Origin of the sequence: Sodaliphilus pleomorphus, from assembly GCF_009676955.1 — a bacterium.
GTDB lineage: Bacteria > Bacteroidota > Bacteroidia > Bacteroidales > Muribaculaceae > Sodaliphilus > Sodaliphilus pleomorphus.
Genome location: NZ_CP045696.1, coordinates 1,359,835 through 1,373,928, shown reverse-complemented (window position 1 = coordinate 1,373,928; position 14,094 = coordinate 1,359,835). Strand labels below are relative to the sequence as shown.

The 14,094-nt window shown below is 56.2% G+C and carries 11 protein-coding genes and 2 pseudogenes; 11 read left to right on the top strand and 2 right to left on the bottom strand.

Features of this window, described 5'->3' with window-relative positions:
- The first annotated feature begins 8 nt into the window (after positions 1 to 8).
- The 5 genes and pseudogenes from GF423_RS05605 to GF423_RS14175 form a co-directional block, all read left to right on the top strand.
- Positions 9 to 791 carry a ParA family protein gene (locus tag GF423_RS05605; RefSeq protein ID WP_154327427.1) on the top strand — a complete coding sequence of 261 codons (783 nt, stop codon included), beginning with the start codon at positions 9 to 11 and terminating at the stop codon, positions 789 to 791.
- A gap of 103 nt (positions 792 to 894) precedes the next feature.
- Positions 895 to 1,773, top strand: coding sequence for a ParB/RepB/Spo0J family partition protein (locus tag GF423_RS05600; protein WP_154327426.1), 879 nt, complete (start codon positions 895 to 897; stop codon positions 1,771 to 1,773).
- A gap of 70 nt (positions 1,774 to 1,843) precedes the next feature.
- Positions 1,844 to 2,668, top strand: coding sequence for a DUF5683 domain-containing protein (locus tag GF423_RS05595; RefSeq protein WP_154327425.1), 825 nt, complete (start codon positions 1,844 to 1,846; stop codon positions 2,666 to 2,668).
- Positions 2,669 to 2,684: 16 nt separating this feature from the next.
- A complete protein-coding gene (locus tag GF423_RS05590) occupies positions 2,685 to 4,889 on the top strand; it encodes a LysM peptidoglycan-binding domain-containing protein (RefSeq protein WP_154327424.1) in 2,205 nt (734 codons plus the stop codon).
- A gap of 316 nt (positions 4,890 to 5,205) precedes the next feature.
- A pseudogene (locus tag GF423_RS14175) lies at positions 5,206 to 5,322 on the top strand (IS30 family transposase); the annotation flags it as partial.
- Positions 5,323 to 5,785: 463 nt separating this feature from the next.
- Here GF423_RS14175 and GF423_RS05585 read toward each other — a convergent pair.
- Positions 5,786 to 7,003, bottom strand: a complete 1,218-nt coding sequence (locus tag GF423_RS05585; RefSeq protein ID WP_154327423.1) for an ATP-binding protein — start codon at positions 7,001 to 7,003, stop codon at positions 5,786 to 5,788.
- A gap of 236 nt (positions 7,004 to 7,239) precedes the next feature.
- On the opposite strand from GF423_RS05585, the pseudogene GF423_RS05580 reads away from it, so the two are divergent.
- From GF423_RS05580 to GF423_RS05570, 3 genes and pseudogenes are all read left to right on the top strand, one after another.
- Positions 7,240 to 7,610: pseudogene (locus GF423_RS05580) on the top strand (IS30 family transposase); the annotation flags it as partial.
- A 269-nt stretch (positions 7,611 to 7,879) separates the two neighbouring features.
- Entirely contained in the window at positions 7,880 to 8,983 is a 1,104-nt protein-coding gene (locus GF423_RS05575) for an SGNH/GDSL hydrolase family protein (protein WP_154327421.1), read from the top strand.
- A gap of 259 nt (positions 8,984 to 9,242) precedes the next feature.
- A complete protein-coding gene (locus GF423_RS05570; protein ID WP_235911804.1) occupies positions 9,243 to 9,461 on the top strand; it encodes a response regulator transcription factor in 219 nt (72 codons plus the stop codon).
- A 206-nt stretch (positions 9,462 to 9,667) separates the two neighbouring features.
- Here GF423_RS05570 and GF423_RS05565 read toward each other — a convergent pair whose 3' ends face one another.
- Positions 9,668 to 11,044: an alanine/glycine:cation symporter family protein gene (locus GF423_RS05565; protein WP_154327419.1), complete on the bottom strand. Its 1,377-nt coding sequence runs from the start codon at positions 11,042 to 11,044 to the stop codon at positions 9,668 to 9,670.
- Between the two features lie 256 nt (positions 11,045 to 11,300).
- Here GF423_RS05565 and GF423_RS05560 point away from each other — a divergent pair, with 256 nt between their 5' ends.
- From GF423_RS05560 to GF423_RS05550, 3 genes are all read left to right on the top strand, one after another.
- Positions 11,301 to 11,879 carry an RNA polymerase sigma factor gene (locus tag GF423_RS05560; protein ID WP_154327418.1) on the top strand — a complete coding sequence of 193 codons (579 nt, stop codon included), beginning with the start codon at positions 11,301 to 11,303 and terminating at the stop codon, positions 11,877 to 11,879.
- Complete coding sequence (locus GF423_RS05555) at positions 11,863 to 13,077, top strand: outer membrane protein (RefSeq protein ID WP_154327417.1); 1,215 nt, start codon at positions 11,863 to 11,865, stop codon at positions 13,075 to 13,077. The genes GF423_RS05560 and GF423_RS05555 overlap by 17 nt, the downstream gene beginning before the upstream one ends.
- A gap of 98 nt (positions 13,078 to 13,175) precedes the next feature.
- Positions 13,176 to 14,072 (top strand): helix-turn-helix domain-containing protein, encoded by an 897-nt coding sequence (locus GF423_RS05550; RefSeq protein WP_154327416.1) that lies wholly within the window; start codon positions 13,176 to 13,178, stop codon positions 14,070 to 14,072.
- Positions 14,073 to 14,094 lie beyond the last annotated feature (22 nt).

Genomic DNA, 14,094 nt, shown 5'->3' with positions numbered 1-14,094 from the left:
GTATTATTATGGGAAAGACTATAGCAATAGCAAATCAAAAGGGCGGCGTGGGCAAGACCACTACCGCCATCAACCTTGCGGCCTCGCTGGCTGCCAACAAAAAGAAGGTGCTGCTCATCGACGCCGACCCGCAGGCCAACGCCACCTCGGGCCTGGGTGTCGATCCCAAGCAGATGACCTCGTCGATATATGAGTGCCTGGTCGACGACTACCCGCTGCGCGGCGCCGAGGTGCACACGTGTGTCGATGGCCTCGACCTCATAGGCTCGCGCATCGACCTGGTGGGGGCCGAGCTGGAACTCATCAACAAGACCAACCGCGAGAAGGTGCTGGGCGATGCCATTGCCCAAATCAAGGACGCCTACGACTACATTCTCGTCGACTGCAGTCCGTCGCTGGGTCTGATCACGGTCAACGCCCTCACGGCTGCCGACTCGGTCATCATCCCGGTGCAGGCCGAGTATTTTGCCCTCGAGGGCATCTCCAAGCTGCTCAACACGATACGCATCATCAAGTCGAAGCTCAACCCGGTGCTCAAGATCGAGGGCTTCCTGCTCACGATGTATGACGCGCGCCTGCGCCTGGCCAACCAAATCTACGAGGAGCTCAAGAGCCACTTTGGCCAGATGGTGTTCAACACGGTCATTCCGCGCAACATACGCTTGAGCGAGGCTCCCAGCCACGGGCTGCCCGCCCTGCTCTACGACCCGGCAAGCCGCGGAGCCACCAGCCACTTGCAGCTGGCCAAGGAACTCATAGCCAAGGACCGCAAGAAGGCCGACAAGCGATAACACGGCACCGGCTGCCCCTGCCACAGCACCTGCAGCCAGTGCACAAGCTGTTGCGCGCCAGGCGGTGCCGACGTCAACTTTTACACTCTCTTAAGACACGATTATGAAAAGAAATGCATTAGGCCGCGGCCTCGACTCTCTCATCTCGATGGACGACATCCAGACGAGCGGCTCGTCGGCCATCAACGAAATCCCTATCGAGCAAATCTCGCCCAACCCCGACCAGCCCCGCCGCAACTTCGACGAGACTTCGCTCGAGGAACTGGCCACCTCGATACGCGAGCTGGGCATCATCCAGCCCCTCACCCTGCGCAGTGCCGGCCCCGATGCCTACCAGATCATCTCGGGCGAGCGCCGCTACCGTGCCGCCAAGCTTGCCGGCCTGGAGACCGTGCCGGCCTACATACGCACGGCCAACGACAGCGAGCTCACCGAGATGGCCCTCATCGAGAACATACAGCGCGAGGACCTGAACGCTATCGAGATCGCCCTCACATTTAAGAAACTCATCGACCAGTACAAGCTCACGCAAGACCGCCTGAGCGAACGCATAGGCAAAAAACGCTCGACCATAGCCAACTTCCTGCGCCTGCTCAAGCTGCCGGCCGAGGTGCAGCTGGGCTTGCGCGACAAGCACATCGACATGGGCCACGCCCGCGCCCTGCTGGCCGTCGACAAGCCCACGTTGCAGTTAAAATTGTATAACGAAACCCTTAAAAAAGGTTTATCGGTGCGCCAGGTCGAGTCGCTCGCCAAGCAATACCAGCAGCAGGCCGAGAACCCCGACGCCCCACAGCAACAACCGCCTAAGCGGCTGAACAACAAAGACTATGAAGTGCTCAAGAAGCACCTGAGCACCTCCTTTGGCGTGCCTGTGAAGATGACTTGCGACCTCTCGGGTAAAGGAAAAATAACATTCCCCTTCAAGAACGAGGAAGAACTTGAGAAAATAATTACTATCTTTGACAAGTTGAAGGAATAAATCCTGGCACGTGCGGCCCCGCCTACAGCAACGTGGCCCACTGCATTTTACACCTGTTGTGAGGAAGTGTGTGACTACATATTTCACCAGCCTGGCAGGGGCGGCCGTCGTGCTGTGCCTTGCCCTGTTGCTTGCTGCCGTTCCGGCTCAAGCCCAGGACATGCCAGCCTCGCAACTGCAGCTGCCGGTGCGCAACCCCAACCGCGACAAGCCCGACAGCGCCAAGGTGGGGCAGCTCGACGTGCCCGACACGGCCCGCGCTGCCGTGGCCGACCACAACCTGCGCAGCGCTGTGCTCGACGAGCATGGCGACACCGTGCGCTTCACAGCTGCCGACTCGCTGCGCCTGGCCTTGAAACCCGACACGCTCCAAGACAACAGCCTGGGCCGTATCAAGGTGTTCAACCCCGACCCCATGCGTGCCATGTGGCTCTCGGCCCTGTGCCCCGGCCTGGGCCAGATCTACAACCACCGCTACTGGAAGCTGCCCATCGTGGTGGGTGCCTTTGTGGGCCTCACCTATGCCACCTCATGGAACAACCGCATGCTCAACGACTACACCAAGGGCTACCGCGACTTGATGGACAGCGACCCCGGCACCAAGAGCTACATGGACTTTTTCCCGCCCACGGTGAAAGAGAGCGACCTCGACATCGACTGGCTTAAGAAAACGCTCAAAAACAAGAAGAACTATTATCGCCGTTACAAGGAGATATGCATCATCAGCATTGTGGCTGTGTACTTGATCAACATCGTCGATGCCTATGTCGATGCCTCGCTGGCCCATTTCGACATCAGCGACAACCTGACGATGAACGTGGGCCCCGCGGCCATCGCGGCCCCGCAACTGAGCCGATGGCCCTCGCTGGGCATGCACCTGGGCTTTAACTTTTAAGATTACGTTTAGCAACATGAAGAAATACAGAATCAAGTCATTGATAGTCGTGGCCCTTGTGGCCCTCTCGGCAGTGGCAGCCCCCCACAAGTCGATTCTCTCGCTCAAGGAGTCGATCACCGACGACAACATCCAGTTCCCCTACAGCTTTGAGACCAACACGCAGGAGCTCATGAAGAACTGGTACTTGCAAAACTACGCCGTGCTCGACAAGGACGTGGAAAACAAGGATCCCGGCGACGTGAGCGACGCCACCTATATCTCCCGCCTCAAGACCATACCCAGTGGCATCGAGCTGCCCTTCAACCAGGTGGTAAAGTCCTACATCGAGCGCTACACCCACCGCGAGCGCACACTCGTAGCCGAGATGCTGGGCATGAGCCCCTACTACATGCCCATCTTTGAGCAGGCACTTGAAAAGCGCGGCATGCCTCTCGAGCTCAAGTACATCCCCGTCATCGAGAGCGCCCTCGACCCCAATGCCGTGTCGCCCGTGGGCGCCTCGGGCTTGTGGCAGTTTATGCTCGAAACGGCACGCAACCAGGGCCTCGAGGTGAACTCGCTCGTCGACGAGCGTCGCGACCCCTACCGCTCAAGCGATGCCGCGGCCGACTATTTCAAGAAGCTCTACGATATCTACGGCGACTGGTCGCTGGCCATCGCTGCCTACAACTGCGGTCCTGGCAATGTGAACAAGGCCCTGCTGCGCGCCGGCGACGGTTCGGCCAAGCCCGACTTTTGGGAAATCTACAACTACTTGCCCCGTGAGACCCGCGGCTATGTGCCCGCCTTCATCGCGGCCACCTATGTGATGCACTACTACAAGGAGCACAACATAAGTCCCAGCCTGGCCACCAAGCCCCTGCTCATCGACACCGTGAAGGTGAACCAGCGCTTGAACTTTGCGCAGATAAGCAAGGTGCTCAACATTCCCATCGATGAAATACGCATCCTCAACCCCCAGTATCGCCACGACGTGATACCTGGCGATGCCCGCCCCTACACGCTGGCCCTGCCCTCGCAGCAGGTGTACAGCTTCATTCTGGTCGAAGACAGCATCAACAGCTACCGCCCCGACCTGTATGCCGCCCGCGATGTGCGTGAACCCGGCACGCCCAACGACGCTCCCACGGCCAACAACTACGGCTACTCGGCTCCCACGATGCAAGCTCCCGCACAGCCGGCCACGCAAGCGGTTGCCGCACAGCCTGCTACGCAAGCTGCTGCCGCACAGCCGGCCGCCACACCAGTGGCCGATGCCGCTGCCACCAAATACTACAAGGTGAAGCGTGGCGAGGATATCGAGAGCGTGGCCAGCAGCTTCGGCATCAGCGTCGACCAGCTCATGACGCTCAACAGCCTCACGCGCCGCCACGTGAGCCGCGGCCAGGTGCTCAAGGTGCCCGATGTGGCCCAGAAGGCTGCTGCTGCGCCATCGCAGCCCGCACAGCCTGCACAAGCTGCGCAGCCGCAACCCACTCCCGCTCCGGTTGCCGCCACCCCGGTGGCCAGCAGCTCGGCAAGCGGCACCTATACGCCCTATGCCGGCTCCTACAGCATCGACGACGAGGTGACCCGTGAAATCAGCGAGAGCTACAGCCACAAGTCGTCGCGCAGCAGCGACGACAGCGAGGCGACCGGCCACAAGACCACGCGCAAGACCGAGCAAGAAAGCAAGGCCTCGCAAGACGATGGCAGCAAGAAAAAGGCCTCGCGCAAGCAAGCTCGCGACGACGAGGCCGAGAGCTCAAAGTCGTCGTCGATCAAGAAGGCCCGTGCCCGCAAGGCAGCCCACGACGACGAGCAGGAGCAGGCCGGCAGCAAGCGCTCGCGCAGCCGCAAGGCCTCGCGAGGCGACGATGGCGAAGAGACCTCATCCAAGAAGAAGAGCCGCCGCAGCAGAGCCCGCCAGCAGGACGATGAACCCAAGATGGACGCACACGAGGTGAAGCGTGGCGAGTCGCTCGAGCGCATAGCCCGCAACAACGACATGACCGTCGATGAGCTCAAGAAGGCCAACCCCAAGATCAAGGGCAACCACATCGAGCCCGGCCAGACGGTGAACATCCCCGTCAAGAAGAAGTCGAAGGCCACCAAGAGCCGCAAGTCGAGGAAAAACAACGACGACGAGGCCTCGAGCAAGAAAAAGCGCTCTAAGCGCAGCAGCTCGAGCGACGACGAGGAAAAGTCGTCGAAGAAGAAGAGCCGCCGCAACCGATGACCCGTGGGGCTCGCACTGCCACATTGCTGCACCTTGCCTGCAGGCCGGCATGCCCGGCATTCAGCGGGCAAGGTGCATGATTTTTATTCCCGTTGCACGGCCTGGCATGGGCAGTGGTGATGGGCTAATTCCAATTAGAAGTGCAAAACTCTGAGGTGCATAATACATGAAAAACACCGCGGAGGTTTGCCTTGCGGCTGGGGGCGCGAAGCACCCAAAGAGCGGCTTTATGCTCATGGAGAAACTTGATACGGGAAAGCAGGCCGTTCCACTGGCAGATGCCGTGGTGCGACTCATACGGGAGAGCGGGCTGCCTGTAAGGTCGATAACGACAGACAACGGGCCGGAGTTTGCCGCACACGAAATCATTGCGAGGGAACTTAATACGAAAGTTTACTTCGCACATCCGTACTGCACGTGGGAGAAGGGAGCTTTTGCGCAAAGTTGCGTCGCCCGTAGTCGGAGCCACAAAATTGCACCACATCGACGGAGCTGTAGCTGCCCTCGACCTGAAACTGACAGAAGAGGATATGACTTATCTAGAGGAAATGTACATTCCGCACAAATTAGTGGGTGTCATGGCGCAGAACAAAAAGAAGCCGACAGAAAAAGCCACTTGGCCCACGGGGAATCAGGTTATCAAGTAAACATTTCAAGTAAAATATCTCCTTGCTGCTTAATACACAGGGAGATATTTTTATAAGTAGGGAAGCCGAAAGAAAAAAACTAATGTTGAGATTCTCGTTGGAACAAAAATTCTCGTTGGTTATATCATATTAGTTTCGGCCATTTTTTCTTGTAGCGATGTAGCGAAACTCTCATCTGTCAGTAAAAACGCTATTATTCAAATAGTTACTGTCGCTACAACAGAAACAAATATAACTTTTCCGCTACAATTACTCCTGATGAAGCAGACTTTCAATATCACAACTCAGGAAATCCTCCAAAGAAACACCGCCCGTACCTACGATAAAAGCCCGTTTGGGATGGAATGCTTCTACGAAAGCTGGCAACCCAGAGTTCATTCCGCGACGACCGCTTTTCACCTCTATAGCTGTCAACTCACCATCGTTATCTATAATGAAGTCTACCTCTTTGTCACTCTTGTCTTTACTTCTTGACGGCTCACGCCAATAATACACCTTGTAGTCCAGTTCCTCTGCCATACTCAGGATGTGTGTTCCAACCGCACTCTCTACCCATCGTCCCCAAAGTTTTGTGTCCGTCCGATCAGCAAGGAACGAATGGCCTTTGTAGGCCGTCAGCAGAGCATTGTTATATACCTGGTATTTTGGCACGGAGCCACGCTTACGTGCATCGTCATTAGCATATTTCTGCAGGCCCGTCAGAAGGGCGCATTCATCAAGGATATCTAAGTAGGCCGCAAGCGTGGTCACATTTCCGGCATCCTGCAACTGACCCATTAGCTTGGTCAGCGACAGTATTTCGGCAGAGTAGCCGCATCCCAACTCAAAAAGTTGCTTCATCAACGCTGGCTTGTAGATGTTTGAAGTCATTATAACATCCTTCTCAATGGCAGGAGCCACCAGAGAGTCCTTGATATACTTACGCCATCGCTTCTCATTATCAATCATGCCTGCAGGTCCAGGATAGCCGCCAAAGTAAATGTACTGGTCAAGCGTAACGCCGAAGGCATCCCTCATCTCCTGTAGACTCCAGTGCCCAAGTCGAATCAATTCAAAGCGTCCGGCCAACGATTCTGTCATTCCCCGTTTCAGCAGAAGGCGGCTACTACCAAGTAGCACCACCTTCAAGTTCACATGTCGACGACAGTCTTCATCCCATTCACGTTTCACCATCTCACTCCAATTGTCAATCTTCTGCACCTCGTCAATCACCAACAGACGCTCCTGCTCTTTACGTATTTGCATCGTAGCACGGGCTGACTCCCATACACGGTGAATCCAGTCACTATCCTTAGGATCTACAGCGTCAGCCACTTCTAAGGTATACGGAATGGAGATGTCATCCAGAACCTGGCCGACAAGCGTGGATTTTCCTACCTGTCTCGGTCCTGCCAATATCTGCATAAAGTGCCTTGGTTCAAGGATGCGCTCCCGTAGCGTGTGATATTGCTTTCGTATATAAGTCATACTCAAAACGATTGTAAATTTTACTCAATTCTTATTGCAACTTTACTCGAATCTCGCTGCAAAATTACTCAATTCTTCTGAATAGACCAAGTAAAACAATCATAAAATCAACAAATTACATTTATTCTTTATCTTTTTACCGCTAATTCCAATTAGAAGTGCAAAACTCTGTGGTGCATTAACCCATGAAAAACACCGCGGAGGTTTGCCTTGCGGCTGGGGGCGCGAAGCCCCCAAAGAGCAGCTTTATGCTCATGGAGAAACTCGATACGGGAAAGCAGGCCGTTCCACTGGCAAACGCCGTGGTGCGACTCATACGGGAGAGCGGTCTGCCTGTAAGGTCGATAACGACAGACAACGGGCCGGAGTTTGCCGCACACGAAATCCATGCGAGGGAACTTAACACGAAAGTTTACTTCGCACATCCGTACTGCTCGTGGGAGAAGGGAGCCATCGAGAACATGAACGGGCTCATCAGGCAATATATTCCGAAGAAGACGGACTTTAGGGGTATTTCAAGGCTATATGTCAAGGCATTATCGAAAAATTAAACAACAGGCCAAGAAAGAGATTTCGCAAGCCCAAAGACATGATTAAAGAAAGAATAGCGTTACTTTGCACTTGCTTCTGGAATCCGCCATGTGAAGGCAAGAGTTTAAATTGTGTTAATTTACAAGATTTTTATGTTGAAGGGTTATGTTTTATAACATATAATACCTACCTTTGTCAAGGTTTTTCATGGTATTAGATTTTAAGTTTAAGGATTAGTTGTCGCGAGACACCTAATTTTTTTTTGTCCCTCACCTAAGGCTATTCCCCGATTTTTTTGTTAACTTTGGGTGTGTGCATATTACACACCCATAAATCTTTACAGCAATGACCAAACCCACACTCTCATGCGTGCTGCTTGTCGTGCTCGCAGCACTCGCAGTCACGGCACGGGCAGCGCGGCCAGTGGGGCTCAAGCATGTAGAGGCCAGCACGCTCACGCTGTGCGGCCAGCTCATGCCAGGCAACCCCAATCCCTATCACCGCGTCGACACGGTGCGCTTCAAGGGCTTCACGCGAGCCGAGAACCTGCAGGTGCGAGAGTCGGCGGGGCTCGCGGTGGCCTTCAAGACCGACAGCCGTGTCATCAATGTGCGCACGGTCTACGGCCAGTACCAGTCGCCCGTCAACACCACGGGCATCGCCGCCCGCGGCTACGACCTCTATGTGAGGCGCGACGGCACCTGGCGCTATGCCGGCAGTGGCTGCAAGAGCGACCAGCGGCTGCTGCTGGGCGAGGACTTGGAGCTGGTGGCCAACATGGACGGCTCGATGCACGAGTGCCTGCTCTACTTGCCGCTCTTTGCCGAGGTCGACTCGGTGCAGATTGCCGTCGAGGCCAGCGCCCGCATCGAGCCGCTGCCCCGGCCCTTCAGGCACCGCATCGGGGTGTGGGGCAGCAGCTTCACCCATGGCACGGGCGTGAGCCGCGCCGGCATGACCTATGTGGCCCAGCTGTCGCGCCTCACGGGTCTCGAGATGCTGAGCCTGGGGTGCAGTGGCCACAGCAAGCTGCAGCCCTATTTTGCCCGCGTGCTGGCCGCGGCCCAGGTCGACGCCTTCTTGTTCGACTGCTTCTCCAATCCCTCGCCCGGCGAGATCAGGGAGCGCCTGCTACCCTTCATCGAGACGGTGCGGCAGGCCCTCCCGGGCATCCCGCTCGTGTTCCAGCGCACCATCAGGCGCGAGGGCCGCAACTTCAACCTCAAGGCCGACAGCCTCGAGGCGGCCAAGATTGCTGTTGCCGACAGCATGATGGCCCTGGCCTGCCGCCGCTACAGCGACGTGTACTATATCACGCCCAGCGCCACGCCGCCCGACCACCTGTCGAGTGTCGACGGCGTGCACCCCGACGACTATGGCTATACGCTTTGGGCCAGGTCGCTACGGGGCCAGCTGCTCCCCATTTTGAAGAAATACGGCATCGAGTGAACCGGATTGGCGAGAGGCAAAAAGCCATGTCCTGCACCGGTCGGCATTTCTGATTTGGACATATCGGGCAACCATTGATGCTGTGCCAAATTCACCTCAAAAAGGAAAGCCTGAACACTTTGTACACAGAGCGACAGTTTGTCCGACTGAAAATAGTAGTTTTCGCCCGTCGTAGTGCATTTTGATTTCTAACTTTTTGGAAATTATACAATTGTGGTTTATTTTTGCGTTCCAATTATTTATTAAGATTAATACATTGATGATTGCCCGAACTCAAGAATTAACTGCCCGAGAGCTTGAAGTGCTCAAGCTCTTGTCGTGTGGTCTAAACAGTAAGGAAATCTCGGAGAGGCTTTATATTTCAACCAATACGGTGGAATATCATCGCAAGCAACTACTCCGTAAGATGGAAGCACGTAATGCTGCGGAGCTCATAGGAAAGGCTTACCGCATGAATATACTCAAGGTTGAAGAATAGAATTATTTGTATAAATTTTTCCAGTGGTTGACCAAAGAGAAAAACATTACTTGATTTTATTTACTAGATTTAGTTAGGCCAAAAATGCAAGAAAAGGCCGTAAGGCCTGAAAAGAAATTGTTGAAAAAGAAACACAGTCTTTAAATGCAACAACGCCCGCCAAGAGACGATTTTTGGCAGGCGTTGCTTTTTTTGTGCGTGTGCCGCTACTGCTCGTGGCGGGCAAAGTAGGCTTTCATCTCGCGCTTCACGCGCGGGCTCAGGGCCAGCAGGGTGAACATGGTGCACACGGCCATCAGGAAGAAGGCCAGGTCCATGCAGCTCACCAGCAGGTCGAGCTTGATGACTGCGGCCACAATGATCATGGCCAGGTAGTAGTAGTTGTAGTACTTGGCGTTTTTGGCGCCAAACAGGTAGTTGGTACACTTCTGCCCGTAGTAGCTGTAGGAGAACATGGTGGAGAAGGCGAAGAAAAACACGATAATCATGAGCAGGTACTGCCCCACATGAGGCAGGAGCTGGCCGAAGGCTCCCAGGGCGATGTAGAGGCCGCCACTCACCTCGCCGGTGCCTATGTTCTGCCCGGCCAGGATGATGGGTATCGAGGTGAGCGTGCACACGATGCCCGAGTCGATGAGCGGGGCGATCATGGCTACAAGCCCCTCGCGCACGGGCTCGGTGTTCATCGAGGCGCCGTGCATCATCGAGGCGGTGCCCACGCCGGCCTCGTTGACCATGGCTGCACGGCGGGCGCCAGTCAAGGCAATGCCCACGACACCGCCGGCGATGCCCGATGGATGGAAGGCCCCGTCGATGATTTGCTTGAACACGCCGGGCACCTGGTCGTAGTTGAGCACCATGATCACCACCACGAGAATGAGGTAGAGGGTGACCATGAGGGGAACAACCCTGGCCGCCGTCTTGGCAATGCGGTTGATGCCGCCTATGATGACTGTGCCCACAATGAGCACGATGACCACGCCCAGCGTGAAGCGCAGCCCCACCGTGTTTTCAATGCCCATGGGCGAGGTGAACACGGTGGTGATCGACTCTACCAGCTGGTTGGCCTGCATGAAGCACAGGGTGCCCACGAGGCCGAATATGGAGAAGGCCACGGCCAGTGGCTTCCACTTCTTGCCCAGCCCCTGGGTGATCATGTACATGGGGCCGCCTTGCACCACGCCCTCGCTGTCGCGGCCCTTGTACATAATGGCCAGCGTGCCCTCAAAGAACTTGGTGCCCATGCCCACAATGGCACTCACCCACATCCAGAATATCACGCCCGGCCCGCCTATCGACAGGGCAATGGCCACGCCGGCGATGTTGCCCATGCCCACGGTGGCCGCTATGGCGCTCATCAGGGCTTGAAACGAGCTTATCTGGCCTGTGTCTTTGCCAGCACTCTTGGCTTGCTTCTGGCGCAGGGCGCGCACGCTCCAGGGCAGTCGCCTGATGCTCACGCCGCCTGAGTAGATGAAGAGAAACAATCCCCCGCCTATGAGCAGGAAAAACTCGGGATAGCCGCACAAGAAGTCGCTCAGCTTGATGATGCTCTGGCTTATGTTGTTGAAAAATTCTTCCATTGCAATTACTGTTTATTTACGATGAATGTTGAAAAAATTATATACTCGCCTGGAGCCTTTTTGATTTTGGGTGCAAAGTTAGCAAAAAATGTTGTGGGTTGTGGGTGTAGGACTTTAAAATTTGCCAGTGGGCATGCTGCCAGGCCCGGCTGGCAGTTTTTTTTTGTGGTCTCGATGCAGTATATTTGCACTTCTGGTGTTATTATTTTACAGCCACATTCCTATAAGGCGAGTGAGCAAGTGATTACGGAATATAATGGAAGAAGCAGAGATTGCTACAGGTTGTAGGCGTGGCGAGGCCAAGGCACAGCGTGCCTTGTACGACAGCTATGCACCTCGTCTCATGGCCACCATCGTGCGCTATGTGGGACGCGGCGACGTGGCGCAAGACGTGTTGCAAGACACCCTTGTGCGCGCCCTGCGCGGCTTCTCCCAGTTCAAGTGGCGAGGCAAGGGCTCGCTGGGAGGGTGGCTCAACCGCATGGCCGTGAACATGTCGCTCAACTACTTGCGCGACAACCGCCACATGCTGCAGGCGGTGAGCCTCGACGAGCGGCCCGAGGCAGGCCTCGTCGCCGACGAGCCCACACCTGCCGAAGTGGAGGGCCTCGACCTGGCCGAGCTCATGCGGCTTGTCGAGGAGCTGCCCACGGGATACCGCACGGTGTTTAACCTGTATTGCATCGAGGGGTATTCTCACCGCGAGATTGCCAGCGAGCTGGGCATAAGCGTCAACACCTCGTCGTCGCAGCTGGCCAGGGCCAAGGCTATGCTGGCCCGCAAGATAAATGACTATGTAGCAAGAAAGGAAATGCACTATGAACCAGGAAATTGACAATACCGACTGGATCCAGGCCGTGCGCCGCCGGTTGCAGCAGGCTGAGCTTCCTGTCGACCAGCAGGCATGGGATCGCATAGCAAGCCGTGTCGACGGCAAGGCCTCGCCTGCGGCTGCACCGCAGCGGCGTGCACTGGCGAGGCGCCTGTGGCCGTGGGTTGCGGCAGCTGCCGCAGCTGTGGTGGCTGCCATTGTCGTGGTGACTGCACTGGTGGCGCCGCAGCCCCGCCGCCTGGCTCCTGCTGCAACGGCACCTGCCATTGCGGCCGCCCAGCCTGCCCCTGTGCCCCAGCCGTCGCCTGTCCCTGTGGAGACCTCTCGGCCTACTGCCACCCGCGCTCACCTTTCCCGGCACCGTGCGATTGAGGTGCCGTTGCAGCCTCAAGCACCGCAAGCACTGCAACAGTGGACTCAGGCACCAGCTCGCGACAGTGTTGCCCCAGTCGACACGGCCAGGGATGCCGCCGGCCGCGAGCCGCTCCTGGCCAGCAACGAGACTGGGCAAGATGCCCGGCACAATGCTGCTGTTGCAACGGGCGCGGCCTCGAACTCGAAGTGGGCCGGTTATGGCGGTTTCACCACTGGTACCAGTGGCGACGACACCGGCCTCACGGCCCAGGTCTACGGCATGGGCGTGATGATGGCCGGCAGCGGCGGCATGGGTCGCAGTATGCCCCCCGATGCCATGACCTACAACACGATGCTGCTGGCAGCCAGCGCGGCACCAAGCTACGACTACAAGCACAAGATACCGATTGTGGTGGGCTTCACGGTGGGCAAGATGCTCGACTACGGCCTTGAGGCCACGGTGGGCGGCAGCTTCAGCAGCTACTCGAGCGATGTGACCAACCGGCTCAACGGCGAAACCTGCGGGCAGGTGGTGCAGCTGGTGGGGCTGCCCGTGGGACTGAGGTGGCACTTTGCCAGCTACAGGCATTTCTCGGCCTATGTGGGCGCCGAGGGCATGGTCGAGTGGGTGACCAAGGCCAAGTTTGGCAGCGAGCACGTGCATGTGGGCCGAGCCCAGTGGTCGGGCAGCGGCATGCTTGGGGTACAATACTCGCTTGCCGACCATGTGGCCATCTTTGTCGAGCCCAAGTTTACCCACTATTTCAACCGCCTCCCGCTCAAGACGCTGCGCAGCGAGCACGATATCAACATGAACGTGCGCGTGGGCTTGGGTTTCGACTTTTAGCGGGCCATGAAATGGCAAGGAAATTTTGAGTGACCAAAGTGTGAAATTGCGAGATTTTGACTATTTTTGTCCTGCATATAGCAAGAAATTGACCACTCATGATAAAACTGAATGAAATTGAAGAATTCTCGTTGAGCGATGTGGTGAAGATGCCCGACAGTGTCAAGTACTTTGACGGCGAGATAGCTTTTGCCGACAATGTGAAGTCGATCGCTGCCCTGCAAGTCACCTTCAAGGTCAACTTTGTGGCCTTTGTGTTTTGCCAGTCGGGCACGCTGCAGCTCAAGCTCAACAATGTGGCCTATGTTGTCGAGGCTCGCGACGCCCTCTTTGTGAGTGTCAACAGTGTGTTGAGCGACTTGAAGCCCGACGAGGACTTCATGTGCAAGATTATCGCGCTGTCGACCAGTTTTGACATCAACATTATCAACAAGACCATCTTTGAAGGCCTCATGAAGATTTCGGGCAACCCCATCGTCAAGTTTGACGACGAGGAGTTGGAACTCATGGTGAAATATTATGATCTGGCCATGTTCAAAATCGAGCATCCGTCGATCAACTACGGCCGCGAGACGATGCTCGACCTCTTGCGCAGTTTCTCGCTCGACTTGCTTTCAAGCATTTCCAGGCATGTGAGCGACAGCGAGGCTACCATCTTGCGGCAGGGCGACAGGCTCTTTCGCCGCTTTGTGCTGCTGCTGGCGGCCAATGAGACCAACAGTCGCAGCGTGCAGCACTTTGCCAACCTGCTGTGTGTGTCGCCCAAGTATCTCACCAGCATTTGCACGCAGAAGTGCGGCCAGACGGCAAGCGAGCTCATCACGGCCTCGATCACCGGGCGCATCAAGCAGCTGTTGCAGTACAGCGACATGAGCATCAAGGAGATTGCCACGGAGATGAACTTCGACAATCTTTCGTTTTTTGGAAAATACGTGAAAAAGCACTTGGGCGACTCGCCCAACAACTACCGCAAGAAAAACTCCTACGGCAAGTAGTGTCCCGGCGGCTGCATTTCTC

What these genes read in the sequence shown, in the direction of transcription:
- GF423_RS05585 (WP_154327423.1), bottom strand. Translation starts at nt 7,003, where the DNA reads ATGACTTATATACGAAAGCAATATCACACGCTACGGGAGCGCATCCTT.
- GF423_RS05575 (WP_154327421.1), top strand. Translation starts at nt 7,880, where the DNA reads ATGACCAAACCCACACTCTCATGCGTGCTGCTTGTCGTGCTCGCAGCA.
- GF423_RS05605 (WP_154327427.1), top strand. Translation starts at nt 9, where the DNA reads ATGGGAAAGACTATAGCAATAGCAAATCAAAAGGGCGGCGTGGGCAAG.
- GF423_RS05560 (WP_154327418.1), top strand. Translation starts at nt 11,301, where the DNA reads ATGGAAGAAGCAGAGATTGCTACAGGTTGTAGGCGTGGCGAGGCCAAG.
- GF423_RS05570 (WP_235911804.1), top strand. Translation starts at nt 9,243, where the DNA reads ATGATTGCCCGAACTCAAGAATTAACTGCCCGAGAGCTTGAAGTGCTC.
- GF423_RS05565 (WP_154327419.1), bottom strand. Translation starts at nt 11,044, where the DNA reads ATGGAAGAATTTTTCAACAACATAAGCCAGAGCATCATCAAGCTGAGC.
- GF423_RS05550 (WP_154327416.1), top strand. Translation starts at nt 13,176, where the DNA reads ATGATAAAACTGAATGAAATTGAAGAATTCTCGTTGAGCGATGTGGTG.
- GF423_RS05590 (WP_154327424.1), top strand. Translation starts at nt 2,685, where the DNA reads ATGAAGAAATACAGAATCAAGTCATTGATAGTCGTGGCCCTTGTGGCC.
- GF423_RS05600 (WP_154327426.1), top strand. Translation starts at nt 895, where the DNA reads ATGAAAAGAAATGCATTAGGCCGCGGCCTCGACTCTCTCATCTCGATG.
- GF423_RS05555 (WP_154327417.1), top strand. Translation starts at nt 11,863, where the DNA reads ATGAACCAGGAAATTGACAATACCGACTGGATCCAGGCCGTGCGCCGC.